Here is a 17,441-nt window from a genome sequence, read left to right on the forward strand (position 1 = left end):
AAATAATAACCTCATCTTATGATAAGGCTATTATCTCATATTTTGGTGTCCATTGGATAGGTTTTTAGAGGTGCCCAAAAGTCAATCATTTGAGTTGTTTAACTCTTAGATAACTATCAACTCTTTTGGAGCTAGGGTCAACAATTCACAACCTGTCTCTGTAATCAGGATATCATCCTCAATACGAACGCCATATTTGCCTTCGATGTAGATACCTGGTTCATCGGTTAAGGCCATACCTGCCTTAATAGTTTCTGTAGAAGTCTGGCTAAAGTATGGTTCTTCATGGATATCCAGCCCAATACCGTGTCCGATACCGTGAGTAAAGTAGTCGCCATAGCCTGCCTCGATGATAATATCACGAGGAATTTTGTCAAAGTCTCGGAAACCTAATCCTGCCTTAGCCTGGTCAATCAAGGCTTGGTTGGCTTTCAAAACCGTATTGTAAATCTCCGCCTGCTCATCGCTGACATGCCCTAGATAGATAGTCCGTGTCATATCACTGACATAGTGGTCATAAAGGCAACCGAAGTCCATTGTAATGGCTTCTCCTAGCTCCACTGGTTTGTGCATTGGATGTGCATGGGGCTTAGAAGAGTTGATTCCGCTAGCTAAGATAGTGTCAAAAGACAAGCCAGATGCTCCCAACTCACGCATGCGGAAGTCAAGGAAGTTGGCAATCTCAATCTCAGTCTTTCCTGGCTTAATAAAGTCAAGCGCGTCGCGGAAAGCTTGGTCTGAAATAGAACAAGCCTTGCGAATAGCTGCAATCTCCGCTTCATCCTTAATCATTCGAAGACCTTCAACAAACTGAGTTTGTGGAAGCAAGTCCAAACCTGCAAAAGCTGCCTGCATACGGTGATAATAAGAGACTGAAATCTCATCTTCGAAACCGATTCGAGACAAGCCCATGTCCTTGACAATTCCTGCAATGACAGCCAATTCATCACGGTCTGCCACAATCTCAAAGCCACTGGTTTCTTGCTTAGCTGCAATGATATAGCGAGAGTCTGTCACCAAGACCTGACGGTCACGGCTGATAAAGACTGTTCCGTTTGAGCCCCAAAAACCAGTAAGGTAATAGACGTTTTTAAGATTATTGATGATGATGCCATCTAGTTCTTTTTCTTGCATTTTAGCTAGAAATGCTTGTACACGTTTATTCATGATGTAACTTTCCTTTCAAATACTGTCCTGTGTAGCTGGCTTCATTGGCCGCTACTTCTTCTGGAGTTCCTGTTGCGATGATGGTTCCACCACCGACACCGCCCTCAGGTCCCAAGTCAATAATATGGTCTGCTGTCTTGATAACGTCTAAATTGTGTTCAATAACGAGGACTGTATTGCCATCGTCGACAAAGCGAGCCAAGACTTTAAGTAAGCGAGCGATGTCCTCAGTATGCAGCCCTGTCGTCGGCTCGTCCAGAATGTAGAAAGATTTTCCTGTCGATCGTTTGTGAAGTTCACTAGCCAGTTTCATACGCTGGGCTTCTCCTCCAGAAAGGGTGGTAGCAGGTTGCCCCAATGTCACATAACCAAGTCCCACATCCTTGATAGTCTGAAGTTTGCGTTGAATCTTTGGAATGTGTTGGAAGAATTCTACCGCATCGTTGACGGTCATATCCAAGACCTGCGAGATATTCTTTTCCTTGTAGTGAACTTCTAGGGTCTCACTGTTGTAGCGAGTTCCGTGGCAGACCTCACAAGCCACATAAACATCTGGCAAGAAGTGCATCTCAATCTTAATGATCCCGTCGCCTGAGCAAGCTTCGCAACGACCTCCCTTAACGTTGAAACTGAAACGTCCCTTCTTGTAACCACGAATCTTGGCTTCGTTTGTTTGAGCAAAAAGGTCACGTATATCGTCAAAAACTCCTGTATAGGTAGCTGGGTTGGACCTCGGTGTTCGTCCGATAGGGCTCTGATCAATATCAATCAAGCGGTCTACATGCTCAATCCCTGTAATAGTCTTAAATTTACCAGGCTTGTCTGAATTACGGTTGAGCTTCTGGGCAATGGCTTTTTTGAGGATGCTGTTGATCAAGGTAGACTTGCCTGAGCCCGACACCCCTGTAACTGCGATGAATTTTCCTAGTGGGAATCGAGCAGTAATATTTTGCAAGTTATTCTCACGCGCACCTGTCACTTCGATAAAACGACCATTTCCGGTACGGCGCTCTGTTGGCACTGGAATGGCACGTTTGCCTGACAAGTACTGGCCTGTGATAGACTTGCTGTTGCGAGCCACCTGTTTGGGCGTACCTGCAGCGACGATTTCCCCACCAAAAACACCCGCACCAGGACCAACGTCAATTAGATAATCAGCTTCGCGCATGGTATCTTCATCATGTTCCACCACGATGAGAGTATTACCCAAATCACGCATCTTTTTCAGGCTGGCAATCAGGCGGTCATTGTCTCTCTGGTGGAGACCGATTGACGGCTCATCTAGGATATAGAGGACGCCTGATAGGTTGGAACCAATTTGTGTTGCCAAGCGAATACGCTGGCTTTCCCCACCTGAAAGGGTTCCTGCCGAACGTGACAGGGTTAGATAGTTAAGACCCACGTTATTAAGGAAGGTCAAACGGTCCTTGATTTCCTTGAGAATAGGCCGAGCAATGATGGCTTCATTTTCAGATAAGGTTAACTGGCTCACCAAGTCCAAGTGGTCAGCGATAGATAGGTCTGAAATTTCTCCGATATGTGGTCCTTGCTGGCCACCCACACGGACAGACAAGGCCTGGTCATTGAGACGATAGCCGTGACAGGTTCCGCAGGTCAGCTCATTCATGTAGAGACGCATCTGAGTGCGAGTGTAGTCACTATTGGTTTCATGGTAACGACGCTTGATATTATTGACAACTCCCTCAAAAGGAATGTCGATATCGCGCACGCCACCAAATTCATTCTCATAGTGGAAATGGAATTCCTTGCCATCTGAGCCGTAGAGAATCAAGTTCTTGTCTTCTTCTGACAAGTCCTCAAAAGGCTTATCCATATCCACTCCAAAGGCCGTCATAGCCTGCTCTAGCATGTTTGGATAGTAGTTGGATGAGATAGGATTCCAAGGAGCCAAGGCTCCCTCGCGTAAGGTTTTGCTGGCATCTGGCACTACCAAATCAGTATCCACCTCCAGCTTGATGCCCAAGCCGTCACACTCACTACAAGAGCCAAAAGGAGCATTGAAAGAGAAGAGACGTGGCTCTAACTCTGGAACAGTAAAGCCACAAACCGGGCAGGCATAATGCTCAGAGAACAACAACTCAGAGTCGTCCATAGTGTCGATAATGACATAACCTTCTGCAATACGAAGGGCAGCCTCAATGGAATCAAAGAGACGACTACGGATACCCTCCTTGATAACAATACGGTCAACCACGACATCAATATTGTGTTGCTTGCTCTTGGACAACTCTGGCACTTCGGTCACATCATAGACTTCCCCATCCACACGGACACGAACATAACCATCTTTCTGAACCTTCTCGATAACACTCTTATGTCGGCCTTTTTTCTTGCGGATGACAGGGGCCAAAATCTGCAAGCGCTGGCGTTCTGGCAATTCCAAAACCTTATCCACAATTTGCTCCACAGAAGAAGCCTTGATAGCTCCATGCCCGTTGATACAGTAAGGCGTCCCCACACGCGCGTAGAGGAGACGCAGATAGTCATTGATTTCAGTCGTTGTTCCCACCGTCGAGCGAGGATTTTTACTAGTCGTTTTCTGGTCGATGGAAATAGCTGGGCTGAGACCATCAATAGCATCTACATCAGGCTTCTCCATATTCCCCAAGAATTGACGAGCGTAGGCTGACAAACTCTCCACATAGCGACGTTGACCCTCCGCATAGAGGGTATCAAAGGCCAGACTGGATTTCCCTGAACCTGACAAACCAGTCACTACAACCAGCTTGTCTCGTGGAATCTCCACATCAATATTTTTTAAATTATGGGCACGCGCCCCATGAATGACAATTTTATCTTGCATCTTTGTTCTTTCTAGTCCATTATTGCTTACCATTATACCAAAAAAAGTGAGATTCTATTACCCAAAAGGATGAATTTGTAGTATAATAGTACGGTGTGAAAAAATCTGAAAAATGAGAAAGGATAAGGGATATGAAACAAGTTTTTCTCTCTACAACAACTGAATTTAAAGAGATCGATACGCTTGAACCGGGTACTTGGATCAATCTCGTCAATCCGACTCAAAATGAATCACTCGAAATCGCTAACGCCTTCGATATTGATATCGCCGACCTCCGAGCACCGCTCGATGCGGAAGAAATGTCTCGTATTACAATTGAAGACGAGTATACCCTGATCATTGTAGACGTGCCGGTCACAGAAGAAAGAAATAACCGCACCTACTACGTAACCATCCCGCTTGGTATTATCATCACTGAGGAAACCATTATCACTACGTGTTTGGAACCACTACCTGTCCTTGATGTCTTTATCAACCGTCGATTGCGTAATTTCTACACCTTCATGCGTTCACGTTTTATCTTTCAGATTCTTTATCGCAATGCAGAGCTTTACCTAACGGCCCTTCGTTCGATTGACCGTAAGAGTGAGCAAATCGAAAGTCAACTGCATCAATCAACTCGTAATGAAGAATTGATTGAGCTCATGGAATTGGAAAAAACTATCGTCTATTTCAAGGCTTCCCTCAAAACAAATGAGCGTGTGATTAAGAAATTGACCAGCTCAACCAGCAATATCAAGAAATACCTTGAGGACGAAGACCTGCTTGAAGACACCCTGATTGAAACCCAACAGGCCATCGAGATGGCAGACATTTATGGAAACGTCTTGCATTCTATGACAGAGACCTTCGCCTCTATCATTTCCAACAACCAGAACAACATCATGAAAACCTTGGCCCTTGTGACCATCGTCATGTCCATCCCAACCATGGTCTTTTCTGCCTACGGGATGAACTTTAAGGATAATGAAATCCCCCTAAACGGCGAACCAAATGCCTTCTGGTTAATCGTCTTTATCGCCTTTGCTATGAGTGTCTCACTCACTCTCTATCTCATCCATAAAAAATGGTTCTAAGAGGAGTTCCTATGTCTCAGATTGATCTACAAAAATTAACAAAGAAAAACCAAGAGTTTGTCCACATCGCTACCCAACAATTCATCAAAGATGGAAAAACAGATGCTGAAATCAAGGCTATTTTTGAGGAAGTTATTCCCCAAATCCTTGAAGAGCAAGCCAAGGGTACGACTGCTCGTTCCCTCTATGGTGCACCCACTCACTGGGCTCATAGCTTCACTGTTAAGGAGCAATATGAAAAAGAGCATCCAAAAGAAAATGATGATCCGAAACTCATGATTATGGACTCAGCTCTTTTCATCACTAGCCTCTTTGCCCTTGTCAGCGCCCTCACAACCTTCTTTGCGGCAGATCAAGCTTTCGGCTATGGATTTGTCACTCTCCTATTAGTTGGACTGGTTGGTGGATTTGCCTTCTACTTGATGTACTACTTTGTTTACCAATACTATGGACCTGATATGGACCGAAGTCAACGTCCACCTTTCTGGAAATCTGTACTGGTTATCCTAGCTTCTATGTTCCTTTGGTTGCTTGTCTTCTTTGCAACCAGCTTCCTACCAGCTAGCCTTAACCCAGTACTTGCTCCATTGCCACTGGCTATTATCGGAGCAGCCCTCCTAGCTCTTCGCTTCTATCTCAAGAAACGCTTGAATATCCGTAGCGCAAGTGCAGGACCAACACGCTATTAAGAAGAACGGAAACATATCATGGTTCAACATCATAAGAACCATGATTTTTTAATCTTTAAACAATCATGTAAAAAATATTTAACTCTATCTAAAATTCAGTACATTTATACTTTATAAAACATAAATGTAAACATTTTATTCTATTTTTTACAGAGAATAACAACAAATGAGCATATTCCTTGCCTATATACAATCATTTTGATACTCTATAATTGGAGGGAAATATGACAAAACAAAAAATTAATCGAATCGTAGGCTCCATTGGTGCCTTTATTGGAATTATAGTATTTATTGCCTACATACCTCAAATTATCGCTAATTTACAAGGAAATAAAGCTCAACCATTTCAACCTTTATCAGCTGCTATATCTTGCTTAATCTGGGTTATTTATGGATGGACAAAGGAACCTAAGAAGGATTGGATACTAATCATTCCAAATTCAGCCGGTGTTATTTTAGGTGGAATCACTTTTTTGACTTCACTCTAACAAATCTAATAGTATGTATAAAAAGCAACTGCAGGCGCGGTTGCTTTTTCACTTACTTTTTTGATTTTAAAGTATTCTTCTGACATCCCACATAGCTCTATCTAATCTTTTTGTGATAAAATAGGCTCAATCTATTTCTAGGGGGATAAAATATGATTTCTACTATTGGTATTGTTAGTTTATCTAGTGGCATTATCGGAGAGGACTTTGTCAAACACGAAGTGGACTTGGGTATCCAACGTCTCAAGAACCTGGGACTCAATCCTACCTTTTTGCTCCATTCGCAAAAAGGATTAGACTTTATCAAGGACCATCCTGAAGCTCGTGCAGAGGATTTGATGCAGGCCTTTTCTGATGATAGCATCGACATAATCCTATGCGCCATCGGTGGAGACGATACCTATCGCTTACTACCTTATCTTTTTGAAAATGACCAACTACAAAAGGTTATCAACCAAAAAATATTTCTTGGCTTCTCGGATACAACCATGAACCACCTCATGTTGCATAAACTAGGAATCAAGACTTTTTATGGTCAATCCTTCTTAGCAGACATTTGTGAATTAGACAAAGAAATGCTAGCCTATAGCCTTCACTACTTTAAAGAATTGATTGAGACGGGAAGAATCTCAGAAATCCGCCCTAGCAATGTTTGGTATGAGGAACGAACTGATTTTAGTCCCAAGGCTCTGGGAACACCTCGTATCAGTCATGCAAATACTGGTTTTGAGCTGTTGCAAGGAAATGCCCGGTTCGAGGGAAAAATCCTCGGTGGTTGCCTCGAATCCCTCTACGATATCTTTGACAACTCTCGATACGCAGATAGCACGGAGCTCTGCCAAAAATACAAACTTTTCCCTGACTTGTCAGACTGGGAAGGAAAGATCCTCTTGCTAGAGACAAGCGAAGAAAAGCCTGAACCAGAAGACTTCAAAAAGATGTTGCGGACTTTAAAGGACACTGGCATATTCGAGGTCATCAATGGACTCTTGGTCGGAAAACCTATGGATGAAACTTTCTATGACGACTATAAAGAGGCACTATTGGATATTATTGACAGCAATATCCCGATTATCTATAATCTAAATGTCGGCCACGCAACTCCAAGAGCAATTGTACCCTTCGGAGTTCACGCCTATGTAGATGCAAAGGAGCAAATCATTCGCTTTGACTATAACAAAAAATAAATAGTTTCTCTATTTTTGTGCTTTTGTATTCGTTTTCGTTACAATTTGTATCTGAATTTATTGCATTTCGCTAATTTCTATGATATCCTTTTGAAGGAGGTGTATATGACAAAACAAAAAATTAATCGAATCGTAGGTTCTATTGGTGCCTTTATTGGAATTATAGTATTTATTGCCTACATACCTCAAATTATCGCTAATTTACAGGGAAATAAAGCTCAACCATTTCAACCTTTATCAGCTGCTATATCTTGCTTAATCTGGGTTATTTATGGATGGACAAAGGAACCTAAGAAGGATTGGATACTAATCATTCCAAATTTAGCTGGTGTTATTTTAGGTGGAATCACTTTTTTGACTTCACTCTAACAAATCTAATAGTATATATAAAAAGCTGGGAAGAATTTCTCAGCTTTTTCTATATTCTCAGATATTCTAGTTACCTATACACACTAATGACCGCTTTTCCACTCACAATCATTCTCGTGGTCATCAACTAGCCCTGCAGCCTGTAGAAAAGACAATACGGCGACTGGGCCTGTGAACTTGAAGCCTCGTTTTTTGAGATCTTTGGCTAATTTTTCAGACAAAGGTGTTTTAGCTGGGGCTTGGCGGTAATCGGGAACATCGTTAACGATCGTTTTCCCCTCAACAAAGGACCAAAGATAGGCATCAAAAGAGCCATATTCTTCCTGTAGTCGTAAAAATGCTTGGGCGTTAGCGCGTGTAGCAAAAATCTTGGCTCTATTTCGGATGATGGCTGGATTCTCCAGCAAGTTTTCCAATTCGGTATCAGTCATCTCTGCGACCGCTTGAATTTGATAGCCATGAAAGGCTTCTCGGAAAGCATGTCGTTTGTTGAGCACCGTTTCCCAAGACAGGCCTGCCTGATAGGTTTCCATACACAACAACTCAAACAATGCTTGGTCATCATGGAGGGGCTGACCCCATTCCTCATCATGATAGGCAATGTAGAGCGGATTGGTCATCTTGACCCACAAACAACGTTTTGTCATATTATTCTCCTATCTTTAAAACGTAGTCAGGCAAGGGAACAGTAGACTTATCCAATAGATTAATCCAACGATTAATATCTGGTGGTAGAGGGTTAAATCTCTCATCCGTTTGATACCTTACACCATCATCTGTTTCTATTCCAGTTAATGTTTCAATCTGTTCTCGAAGTTGGTCTACAGACATCCAATCAGTACAACCTCCAAAAAAGCTTTCGGGAGCCAATGTTATCCCGTACCATTCTTGAAACCATTCAATGTAGTCTGCACTTAACAGATAGAGTTGTTGAAAGTGACAGGGCTCACCACTCACCTCTATTTCATCTACATAAGTATCACAATCAACAACCGTTATATCGCGATTACAAAATTCACAGGGAATCGGTCCTACTTGACCATATCGGGACGACATATGTAAAAATAATTCCGTTTGGGTTTGTTCACAATATTTACAATATAAAGGAAAAGTTTTACAGTCAAGCCAGACATCTTCTATCTTACCATTCTTAAATCTTAGGTCTATATTATTGTAAACATTTTTGCTTTTAGCATAACTAATTCGAGCAATACCCATTATTTCACCAACATTTTAAGGGCCGACTTGATATAGTTCTCAGCTGTATCTGTCGTTCCTTCAAAGAATTTCTTGATTTTCTTGAGTTCGGTCGCCTTGTAGCCCAGAGCCAACATGGCTTCCATGGCTTCTTCCAATTCTTGGTTTTCAGCGCTAGCTTGCACTGCGACCTTGGCAGGAAGGTCATCTCCTGCAACTACTACCTTGCCTTCCAAGTCCAACACCATCTGCTGGGCTGTTTTCTTGCCAATTTTAGGGAACTTGGTCAAGTAGGTGATATTCTTGGTTTCAATGGCTTGAACCAAGCCAGCATTGTCATCGGCAGCGATAATAGCAAGAGCTGATACAGGACCAATCCCAGATACCGAAATCAGACTGAGAAAGAGCTTTTTCTCGTCTTCTGAGCGAAATCCATAAAGCAGATGAGCGTCCTCACGTACGACCTGATGCACATAAATTTGAGCTTCTTGATTGACCTGACCTGAGTAGGCATAGGGATTGGCCACATGCAGGATATAACCAATACCGTTGACTTCAAGAACAATGTATTTAGCAGTGATTTTGGTAATGATTCCTTTTAAATATTCGTACATAGTTTTCCTTTTAGTTTAATATTTCCCCAACTCACGGAGACTGGTGTGATTTTCCTGAATACGTCGGAACATCTTTTCCATATCTGACTTGGTAAAATGCACCAAAACAGGACGTCCGTGGGGACAGTTGTAGGGATTGTCACATTGAGAAAGTTGATAAAGGAGCTGTCTGGCCGAATGGTCATCGATACGATGGTTGGCCTTGATAGACCGCTTGCAGGACATCATGATGGCTAGCTCTGCTCGATATTTCTTGATAGAAACTTCCTTGGTCAAGAGTAGCATATCGCACATTTCATAGATGCCTGACTCAATCTCCTCCTCTGCCATCCAAATAGGATGTTCACGTAGAATAAATTGATTTTCTCCGTACTCTGCTAGAAAGACGCCCACTTCCTCCAAAAGTGCCATTCTTTCCTTGAGACGCAGAGCATCATCCGCTGGAAATTCAAAGATGTAGGGCACTAAGAGTTGCTGTTGACTTTGGTCAACATCGCCAATGCTCTCACGATACTCCTCGTACTTGACCCGTTCCTGAGCCGCATGCTGGTCTATGATATAAAGCCCATCTCGCCCTTGGGCAAAGAGATAGGTTCCATGCATTTGCCCAAAAAATTCTAACTCTGGAAAGATTGAAGATTCTTCTCGCTCCAGCTTATCATAGACTTTATCCAGACTGGTTAAATCTAGCTCTGGATGGTCTAATTGATCATAGTTAGCAGGCTTTCTCTCTGCAAAATGCAGTTTTGCTGGCTTAGTCAATTGGTCCAAGGTTTCCTTGGCAAAGAGGGTTAGATCCTGTCCTTCATCAGTCAATTCTACCTGATAATCAGCTACTTCAGCTTGACTAGGTCTTGTCGACTCAGTTTTCTCATAGTAGAGCGTATTTTCTTTGAGTGGGAGAATGGTCTGCTCCACCTTCTCACGATTGCGCACGGTCGATTTGGCAAGATTTTCCAAGGCATCTGGAATCAAGGCTTGTTCCTTGAGACTGTTGGCAATAGCTTCTGAAACCAGGGTCATCAGTTCTTTTTCCTTGGAAATCCGCACCTCTTGCTTGGTTGGATGCACATTGACATCCGCTAGATAAGGGTCAATATGGATATGAATGACAGCCAGTGGAAAACGCCCCACCATGAGCTTACTGCCATAACCGTCAAGAATAGCACGATTGAGCAGGAAGTTCTTGATATAACGGCCATTGATGAAGAGACTGATATAGTTGCGATTGGCCCGAGTTAACTCAGGCAGAGACACAAAGCCAGAAATTTCGAAATCTAAGTCAGAATTCTCAATTTCAATCATCTTCTTGGCGCTAGCTAAACCGTAAATCCCTGCGATTGCTTGGCGCAGTTGACCAGTCCCTGCTGTCCGTGTCATTTCCTTGCCATCACTAATCAAGCTAAAAGAAATCTCAGGATGGGCTAAGCCCAGACGGTTGACAATATCAATGATATGAGATAGCTCCGCTTGCTGACTCTTCATATACTTGAGACGGGCAGGCGTGTTGAAGAAGAGATCCTCTACACAAACCTTGGTTCCCACAGGACTAGTCGCTGGAATAGTTTCTTCTACTTCTCCCCCACGCGCGACGAGCTTGGTTCCATGACTTGCACCTTCAACTGCTGTCAAAAGAGTTAAAACGCTGACGGATGCGATAGAGGGTAGGGCTTCACCACGAAAACCAAGCGTCCGAATCCGAAAGAGGTCTGCTTGATTTTTTATCTTACTAGTCGCATGGCGGCGCAGGGCCAATTCCACCTCATCGTGGGCAATTCCATGACCATTATCTGTGATTTGAATCTTCTTGAGACCAGCTTCCTCAATCTCAATAATAATCTGGCTAGAGCCAGCGTCAATGGCATTTTCTACCAACTCTTTAACAACACTGGCAGGACGTTCAATGACCTCTCCAGCTGCAATCTGGTTTGCCAACACCTCTGGCAATTCAATAATATGAGACATCTTTCAGCCCCTTTCTGTATCTATTTTCCTAGAAATTGATTAGTGCTATTATACCATATTTCAGATAGGACAGAAAAGCAAGCGCCACATAGGAGTAAAATCCCTCCACATAGACAAAGTCCCTTGCAAGGGGCTGAAAAATAGTGTTTAATAAAGATATACAGGAAGTGATCACAACCTTGTATAACTAAAAAGGAGAGAAATTTATGAAAGTAGAACTACAGATTAGTGAGACTTACAAGGAGGAAAAACTGATTGTCCAAGCACCTCAGCCGACAGATAAAGTCCAGAAAGTCATCGAGTTCGCAGAAAATCTTGACCAAAAAGAAACAATCAAAGGAAAGATTGATGATCAGGTCTATCTAGTTAAGATTAGCAAGATTCAACGCTTCTATATCGAGAATCGGAAAGTTCTAGCAGAAACCGCGAGTCAGACCTACAGCATTGATTTGCGACTCTATCAGGTCCTTGAAATTCTGCCAACCAATTTTATCCAAATTTCCCAATCAGAAATCATCAATATCGATTCCATCTCTCATCTCAAGCTCACCCCCAACGGCCTAGTAGAAATTTTCTTGAAAAACGAAAGCTTCACCTACTCTTCACGCCGTTATCTAAAAACCATCAAGGAGAAATTAGAACTATGAAAAAACAAATCTTCCACGACGCAGCTACTGGTGTTCTTATCGGCCTCATCCTCTCTATCATCTTTTCACTCATTTATGCACCAAGTACCTACGCCCCGTTAAGTCCCGACTCTCTCATCGGCCAAGTGATGGCTCAACATCAGGTTCACGGTGCCCTGGTCTTGCTCTACTGTACTCTTATCTGGGCAGCCATCGGTATGCTCTTCAACTTTGGCAACCGCTTATTCAGCCGTGACTGGAGCATGCTTCGTGCGACGCTTTCCCATTTCTTCCTCATGCTAGTAGGCTTTATCCCACTAGCAACTCTAGCAGGTTGGTTCCCCTTCCACTGGATCTTCTATCTCCAGCTCATTATCGAGTTTTCAATTGTCTACCTCATCATTTGGACTATTTCCTATAAAAGAGCATCAAAAAAAGTAGACCATATCAATCAACTCTTGGAGCATAGAAAGTGAGAGTGCTGATACAACTGCCTAAGATAATAAAAAAGCTAAGCCTAAGCTTAACTTTCCAACTCATACAAATCTGCAATAATTGCTGCAACACGTTTGATATCTCCCAGCATGCCTCGCATTTCAAAATCGGCTAATACAGGGAAACCAAAACGTTGACTGTATTGCTTAGCTGTCAGGCAGTATTGGTTATTAAAGTTACGATTTCCTGAACCAACCACACCAAAACACTTACTAGCATTATCACCATAGGCGATAAAATCCCCCACTGGTGTCGTCAAAATCTCAACATCTCCATTATCCACGCCATTCCCACCTTCGAGGTAGGTTGGCAAAAAAGCGACATAGGGATGGTCCATTTCATAGAAATCTTGGCCTTCCTTGACCAAATCCTTGATATGAATCTTTTGAACCTCAATCCCCTCGTACTGGGATAAGAGATAGTCTTTCAAGCGTGTCACAAAACTTTCAGTATTGCCACTCAGACTAATATAAACTAAAGAAATTGTCTTCATATATACCTCCATGATTTTATGTATAATCGAAAAATAACTACCAAGATTGTAACTTGATAGTTATTTTTTGTCAATACTTAGGCAAGATCTTCGGTTTCCTCTTCTTCCGCCAAGGCTTTCTGTTGACGCCACATCTTATAGAAGACAAGGGCTAAGAAAAGAACATTGATGACGATATAGAAAATGCTAACGGCTTGTGAAATAACACTTATCCCTAAACGCATGGTCTCATCGTGAACTAACTGCACAGCGTCTTGTAAACTAACATAGCCATAAATCGAACCAATAATGGCTAGCAAAACATAGCCGACATAAGTATAGTTTGCATATTGCAAATTTTTACGAATAAGGAAGACAATCGCTACTACAACTAAAATAGCAGATAGTACAATCAAGGCCATATTAAAAATAGAATGAGATGATTCTGCTACTCTATAGGTGTAATTGATGTTGTCTTCTAATTGCTGGGCACTAAGTCCTGCAACATGTGACTGTTTAGCACGAAGGACTTCTTTGCTAGGCAAGGGACTCAACATTCCAAACAGAGACATAGCTGAAATAAGAGCAGACAAGATTAGCAAGACCCATAGATAAATTGGTTTCTTTTTCATAATAGAACCTCCTGATATTATTATTGATATTATAGCACTTTTTGTAAAGGGATACAAATATTATAGTGTAGTTTCTACCTGTTTTCGGTAGGCTTTTGGCGATTTTCCGCACAATTTTCGGAATACTTTATAGAAATATCCAACATTACTGTAACCAACAGCATAACAAATATCTTCAATACTGTCACTAGTTGAAAGCAAAAGTTGCTGGGCAGCCTTAATGCGTTGTTTGTTTAGTAACTCTGCGAAGGTCGAATTGGTTTCACGCTTAATCAACTGCCCCAGATAGACAGGATTGATAAAGAGATCCTTACTGATATCCTTGAGAGAAAGTTCCTTCTGATAATCACGCCCAATGACTTCTAGCACACTAACCACATTTTCATTCATCCGATATTGTCCAAAGAATCGAGTCAGAGTTTCCTTGATATAAGGAACCAATTCATCGAAGGTTTGAATAGCATGAATCGTTTTGACAATGTCCGTCATATCATCAGCTTTGAGATGTTCAAACAAATGAAAGACATCCATGACAAACTGGATAAAAAGCTGTTTGGTAATCGGAACACGCGGCGTATTTTCAAGAACCACCTTCTCCAAGAGATTTAACTCTTCTACGATTTGATTGAGATTTCCCTGAATGATAACCCTATAAATCGGTTCGTAATAGGTAAAGAGACTCTCAGACTGTTGTAGATTTACAGAGCCGTAAAAGAGGGTTTTCTCAGCATTCAGCTTCCAGCGTTCAAAGTGTTCTTGATAAGGAGCTTCAAAGGGATTAACGACTAAACCATCTAGGGGTTGATCAGAAATAAAAATCTGCCAATCTTGACCCAAGACATAGTAGGGAATGGTGAAGGAGCCTTGCTTTTCCTTGGATAGACCTATCCACCAATTCTCCTTATCCCCTAAATAACTAACAAATCCATCCTCATCTAAATCTTGACTAAGGGTCTGACTTTTCTTTCCTCTCTCGCCGAGCTGACCTGCAATCTTCGCCAGCAGATTTCCCAACTCTACCTTATCAACAGGCTTTACCAAATAGTCCACCACACTAAGGTTCATTGCTCTTTTTACATAATCAAACTCCTGATAACCTGAGAGTAGGATATAGGCTGCATCTGGTAAGATTTCTTTCATCTCCCGAATCATATCAAGCCCTGTTTTATCGGGCATATTGACATCGGAAATGACCACATCGACAGGATTTTCCTGAACATATTCTAGGGCTTCATCGGCATGACTGGCTGTTGCGACGACCTCCATATCCCACTTATCAAAGGGAATCAAACGTTTCAGACCTTCTGTCACCATGTACTCATCATCTACTAATAATACTTTATACATTTTCTCCCTTTCTACTCATCTTGAATTGTAATACGATACTGAACACCTGCTTGCTCTGCAGAATCTATAGTAATAGCATAGCGGTCCCCAAAATAGAGCACAAAACGCTCATGGACATTGACAATCCCGATAGATTGCTTTTGATCACTGTAACTGGCTTGGTGTTCAAAATGTCTCTGACTTAATTTTTCTCGAATACTTGCCAGTTTTTCAGCCGACATACCACGGCCATTATCTACCACCAAAATTTCTACAAAACCATCCTGTTTAAGCGCCTTGATGCTAATCACATTATCTGTCCGTCTGTGGTCAACACCATGCGCGAAATAATTTTCTACCAGCGGTTGCAAGGTAAACTTAGGAATCTTCATATTCTCTAACCCTGGATCTATCTTGAAACCATAGGCAATGGACTTGGGATAGCGAACCATGCAGAGATAACTGTATTTACGGCAAAATTCTAATTCCTGTTTGAGAAGAGTTTCTCTTTCGTCGGAAATATTGTTACGCAACAGGCTACTGAACTCATAAATGATATCTGCCAACTCATCTTGACTTTGCATAACTGCATACATGCGCAAGAACTCCAGCGTATTATACATAAAATGAGGGTTGATTTGCGCCTGCAAGGCCCGCATATTGGCATCTTTTTGACTAAGCTCTAACTGATAAATATCATGTATATTCTTTTCCAATCGATCCAACATATCATTGGTGGTCTCTGCGATTAAGAGCAATTCCTGATCCTTTTCAAGCGTATCAATGCGAAGACCTTCTTGTCCTTGGGCAATAGCTTGGATGGAATCCACCAAATCCACTACCTGCTTTTGATAATTAGCAAAGGTCTTCCTCAAAGTCAGATAGAGAATGACAATAAAGAGAAGGCTCAAACCCACAATCAAAGCAGAGCTGGCAACTGTTCCTTGTAAAACAAAGTTTTTAGGAACTGCCACCTGAACCTGATATCCATGAGAAGTCATACCAACAAACCAGTTCTCATGTTCCCTATTGACCCTCTCACCAATATGAAAAATCTCCGTATCAAATGGTGATGTCACAGTAACAGCCATCGGAATATGACCTCGGGTATTGTCAATGGCATGATATAAAACTTCTGGATCCAAGGAGATGTAAATCACTCCTATAGATTGATCCGTTGCTGGGTCCAGAACTGGAATTCCAAAACTATTTGCCTCTGGTTTAAAGGCCTCAGCTGGCAAGACATGACCACTTCTTTTATCCCTTGTTGACACATAAACTTCTTTAAAATCCTGCAAGACGATTGCAACACCCGTTATAGAGTCATTTTGGACATAAAGATCATCAATGTTTTCATACAGAGAAATAGAAGTTGACGAAGTTGCTTGATGCTCCAACAGCCAATAAAAATACTCAGAAGTTGACAAGCTAAAGTACTTATAAACCCCTTGTATCCGGTCTTGATTGGCTACTAAATCTTGCGCCAGTTGGGCTGACTCCCGATAATAATACTTCACCTCATCGACTGTTCGAGTGGTTACACGTTGGGCTACTCTTTGAGCTTCCTTTTCCCGTGAATCCCAGTCAGCGTAAGAGAGTAAGATTGCAAAACTCGCAATAATAATCATCATAACTGAACTGTAGGTTCTTAGAAGCGTATGTAGCCAAAACTGCTTCATTCTATTTTGTCGCCAATTTTTCATGGATACTTTCATAGACCGGTTCCAACATATCACTGATAAAGAAATGCCACATCCCAATTCCTACAAAGAAAAGTAGGGCAGGCATATAGTAACCAATTGCCACAAGTAGCACTGTCCCAAGGAGAACCTTGGCCACAGCCGCTAGGCTCATAAAGATGCCAATCAAGGATAGTTTGAGACTATTTCGATAGGACAAATCAAAATAAACTTGTAATTTCAAAGATACTGTATAAGCCAAAAAGATCAGGGCAACTACTAGGACATTCAAAAAGGTCGCAATCAAATGAATAATAGTCTGATGAGGCAATTGTACCAAGAGATACAAGCCATAGAGCAAAACTAGATCCACCCCTAAAAAGCTATAGAAAATCAGGTTGCTTGAGACAAAATTTTGCTTGTAAAGAGACCAAGCCTCCTTCAAACTGTATTCCCGAAAGCTATAACCATGTTCTGCATACAAGCTCATCAAGGTGGCACTAGCCGGCGCTAGACCAAGGATAATCCCTCCTGCCAATGTTAATAGCCAAAAGAAGGCTGTCGCAATCATCCCTAAAAAGAAACGATTAAAGACAAAGTCTAAAAATCTCCCCATGATATCCTCCTAAAAATAA

18 protein-coding genes are annotated in these 17,441 nt (G+C 41.9%); 7 read left to right on the forward strand and 11 right to left on the reverse strand.

Annotated elements, in window-relative coordinates; all coding sequences use genetic code 11:
• Positions 1-105: 105 nt before the first annotated feature.
• Together K1I71_RS04795 and uvrA are read right to left on the reverse strand one after the other, a co-directional pair.
• Positions 106-1,167: a M24 family metallopeptidase gene (locus K1I71_RS04795; RefSeq protein ID WP_049493919.1), complete on the reverse strand. Its 1,062-nt coding sequence runs from the start codon at positions 1,165-1,167 to the stop codon at positions 106-108.
• A complete protein-coding gene (gene uvrA, locus K1I71_RS04800) occupies positions 1,160-3,991 on the reverse strand; it encodes an excinuclease ABC subunit UvrA (RefSeq protein ID WP_223330342.1) in 2,832 nt (943 codons plus the stop codon). Before uvrA ends, K1I71_RS04795 begins: the two co-directional genes overlap by 8 nt.
• A 131-nt stretch (positions 3,992-4,122) precedes the next feature.
• On the opposite strand from uvrA, the gene K1I71_RS04805 reads away from it, so the two are divergent.
• From K1I71_RS04805 to K1I71_RS04825, 5 genes are all read left to right on the forward strand, one after another.
• A complete protein-coding gene (locus tag K1I71_RS04805) occupies positions 4,123-5,067 on the forward strand; it encodes a magnesium transporter CorA family protein (RefSeq protein WP_000815623.1) in 945 nt (314 codons plus the stop codon).
• 11 nt (positions 5,068-5,078) lie between these two features.
• Complete coding sequence (locus tag K1I71_RS04810; RefSeq protein WP_000078011.1) at positions 5,079-5,756, forward strand: DUF1129 domain-containing protein; 678 nt, start codon at positions 5,079-5,081, stop codon at positions 5,754-5,756.
• 224 nt (positions 5,757-5,980) lie between these two features.
• Positions 5,981-6,244 carry a SemiSWEET family transporter gene (locus tag K1I71_RS04815; RefSeq protein WP_000166114.1) on the forward strand — a complete coding sequence of 88 codons (264 nt, stop codon included), beginning with the start codon at positions 5,981-5,983 and terminating at the stop codon, positions 6,242-6,244.
• A 152-nt stretch (positions 6,245-6,396) separates the two neighbouring features.
• A complete protein-coding gene (locus K1I71_RS04820) occupies positions 6,397-7,431 on the forward strand; it encodes a S66 family peptidase (RefSeq protein ID WP_223330343.1) in 1,035 nt (344 codons plus the stop codon).
• A gap of 105 nt (positions 7,432-7,536) precedes the next feature.
• A complete protein-coding gene (locus K1I71_RS04825) occupies positions 7,537-7,800 on the forward strand; it encodes an SWEET family sugar transporter (RefSeq protein ID WP_223330344.1) in 264 nt (87 codons plus the stop codon).
• A gap of 83 nt (positions 7,801-7,883) precedes the next feature.
• Here K1I71_RS04825 and K1I71_RS04830 read toward each other — a convergent pair whose 3' ends face one another.
• The 4 genes from K1I71_RS04830 to mutL are packed head-to-tail and all read right to left on the reverse strand — an operon-like array spanning position 7,884 to position 11,576.
• Entirely contained in the window at positions 7,884-8,447 is a 564-nt protein-coding gene (locus tag K1I71_RS04830; protein ID WP_223330345.1) for a DNA-3-methyladenine glycosylase I, read from the reverse strand.
• Position 8,448: 1 nt separating this feature from the next.
• Positions 8,449-9,018 (reverse strand): hypothetical protein, encoded by a 570-nt coding sequence (locus K1I71_RS04835; protein WP_223330346.1) that lies wholly within the window; start codon positions 9,016-9,018, stop codon positions 8,449-8,451.
• Positions 9,018-9,611: a Holliday junction branch migration protein RuvA gene (gene ruvA / locus K1I71_RS04840; RefSeq protein WP_000273423.1), complete on the reverse strand. Its 594-nt coding sequence runs from the start codon at positions 9,609-9,611 to the stop codon at positions 9,018-9,020. The genes K1I71_RS04835 and ruvA overlap by 1 nt, the downstream gene beginning before the upstream one ends.
• Before the next feature lie 15 nt (positions 9,612-9,626).
• The gene (gene mutL / locus K1I71_RS04845; RefSeq protein ID WP_223330347.1) at positions 9,627-11,576 is read right to left on the reverse strand and encodes a DNA mismatch repair endonuclease MutL; all 1,950 of its coding nucleotides are present in this window, start codon (positions 11,574-11,576) and stop codon (positions 9,627-9,629) included.
• A 206-nt stretch (positions 11,577-11,782) separates the two neighbouring features.
• Here mutL and K1I71_RS04850 point away from each other — a divergent pair, with 206 nt between their 5' ends.
• Together K1I71_RS04850 and K1I71_RS04855 are read left to right on the forward strand one after the other, a co-directional pair.
• Positions 11,783-12,223: a LytTR family DNA-binding domain-containing protein gene (locus K1I71_RS04850; protein ID WP_153198978.1), complete on the forward strand. Its 441-nt coding sequence runs from the start codon at positions 11,783-11,785 to the stop codon at positions 12,221-12,223.
• On the forward strand, positions 12,220-12,678 hold the full coding sequence (locus K1I71_RS04855; RefSeq protein WP_125443294.1) for a DUF3021 domain-containing protein: 459 nt from the start codon (positions 12,220-12,222) through the stop codon (positions 12,676-12,678). The genes K1I71_RS04850 and K1I71_RS04855 overlap by 4 nt, the downstream gene beginning before the upstream one ends.
• A 47-nt stretch (positions 12,679-12,725) precedes the next feature.
• Here K1I71_RS04855 and nrdI read toward each other — a convergent pair whose 3' ends face one another.
• The 5 genes from nrdI to K1I71_RS04880 form a co-directional block, all read right to left on the reverse strand.
• Positions 12,726-13,190, reverse strand: coding sequence for a class Ib ribonucleoside-diphosphate reductase assembly flavoprotein NrdI (gene nrdI / locus K1I71_RS04860; protein ID WP_004255033.1), 465 nt, complete (start codon positions 13,188-13,190; stop codon positions 12,726-12,728).
• Between the two features lie 77 nt (positions 13,191-13,267).
• The gene (locus K1I71_RS04865; protein WP_223330348.1) at positions 13,268-13,801 is read right to left on the reverse strand and encodes an ABC transporter permease; all 534 of its coding nucleotides are present in this window, start codon (positions 13,799-13,801) and stop codon (positions 13,268-13,270) included.
• A 60-nt stretch (positions 13,802-13,861) separates the two neighbouring features.
• Positions 13,862-15,148, reverse strand: coding sequence for a response regulator transcription factor (locus K1I71_RS04870; RefSeq protein WP_223330349.1), 1,287 nt, complete (start codon positions 15,146-15,148; stop codon positions 13,862-13,864).
• Between the two features lie 11 nt (positions 15,149-15,159).
• Complete coding sequence (locus tag K1I71_RS04875; RefSeq protein WP_317628053.1) at positions 15,160-16,830, reverse strand: sensor histidine kinase; 1,671 nt, start codon at positions 16,828-16,830, stop codon at positions 15,160-15,162.
• Positions 16,808-17,422 carry a YesL family protein gene (locus K1I71_RS04880; protein WP_033686148.1) on the reverse strand — a complete coding sequence of 205 codons (615 nt, stop codon included), beginning with the start codon at positions 17,420-17,422 and terminating at the stop codon, positions 16,808-16,810. Before K1I71_RS04880 ends, K1I71_RS04875 begins: the two co-directional genes overlap by 23 nt.
• Positions 17,423-17,441: the final 19 nt, after the last annotated feature.

Origin of the sequence: Streptococcus mitis (assembly GCF_019929545.1) — a bacterium.
Classification (GTDB): Bacteria; Bacillota; Bacilli; order Lactobacillales; family Streptococcaceae; genus Streptococcus; species Streptococcus mitis_BU.

Excerpts from the sequence above, each read along its gene's own strand:
- K1I71_RS04795 (WP_049493919.1), bottom strand. The coding sequence starts at position 1,167 with ATGAATAAACGTGTACAAGCATTTCTAGCTAAAATGCAAGAAAAAGAA.
- uvrA (WP_223330342.1), bottom strand. The coding sequence starts at position 3,991 with ATGCAAGATAAAATTGTCATTCATGGGGCGCGTGCCCATAATTTAAAA.
- K1I71_RS04805 (WP_000815623.1), top strand. The coding sequence starts at position 4,123 with ATGAAACAAGTTTTTCTCTCTACAACAACTGAATTTAAAGAGATCGAT.
- K1I71_RS04810 (WP_000078011.1), top strand. The coding sequence starts at position 5,079 with ATGTCTCAGATTGATCTACAAAAATTAACAAAGAAAAACCAAGAGTTT.
- K1I71_RS04815 (WP_000166114.1), top strand. The coding sequence starts at position 5,981 with ATGACAAAACAAAAAATTAATCGAATCGTAGGCTCCATTGGTGCCTTT.
- K1I71_RS04820 (WP_223330343.1), top strand. The coding sequence starts at position 6,397 with ATGATTTCTACTATTGGTATTGTTAGTTTATCTAGTGGCATTATCGGA.
- K1I71_RS04825 (WP_223330344.1), top strand. The coding sequence starts at position 7,537 with ATGACAAAACAAAAAATTAATCGAATCGTAGGTTCTATTGGTGCCTTT.
- K1I71_RS04830 (WP_223330345.1), bottom strand. The coding sequence starts at position 8,447 with ATGACAAAACGTTGTTTGTGGGTCAAGATGACCAATCCGCTCTACATT.
- K1I71_RS04835 (WP_223330346.1), bottom strand. The coding sequence starts at position 9,018 with ATGGGTATTGCTCGAATTAGTTATGCTAAAAGCAAAAATGTTTACAAT.
- ruvA (WP_000273423.1), bottom strand. The coding sequence starts at position 9,611 with ATGTACGAATATTTAAAAGGAATCATTACCAAAATCACTGCTAAATAC.
- mutL (WP_223330347.1), bottom strand. The coding sequence starts at position 11,576 with ATGTCTCATATTATTGAATTGCCAGAGGTGTTGGCAAACCAGATTGCA.
- K1I71_RS04850 (WP_153198978.1), top strand. The coding sequence starts at position 11,783 with ATGAAAGTAGAACTACAGATTAGTGAGACTTACAAGGAGGAAAAACTG.
- K1I71_RS04855 (WP_125443294.1), top strand. The coding sequence starts at position 12,220 with ATGAAAAAACAAATCTTCCACGACGCAGCTACTGGTGTTCTTATCGGC.
- nrdI (WP_004255033.1), bottom strand. The coding sequence starts at position 13,190 with ATGAAGACAATTTCTTTAGTTTATATTAGTCTGAGTGGCAATACTGAA.
- K1I71_RS04865 (WP_223330348.1), bottom strand. The coding sequence starts at position 13,801 with ATGAAAAAGAAACCAATTTATCTATGGGTCTTGCTAATCTTGTCTGCT.
- K1I71_RS04870 (WP_223330349.1), bottom strand. The coding sequence starts at position 15,148 with ATGTATAAAGTATTATTAGTAGATGATGAGTACATGGTGACAGAAGGT.
- K1I71_RS04875 (WP_317628053.1), bottom strand. The coding sequence starts at position 16,830 with ATGAAAAATTGGCGACAAAATAGAATGAAGCAGTTTTGGCTACATACG.
- K1I71_RS04880 (WP_033686148.1), bottom strand. The coding sequence starts at position 17,422 with ATGGGGAGATTTTTAGACTTTGTCTTTAATCGTTTCTTTTTAGGGATG.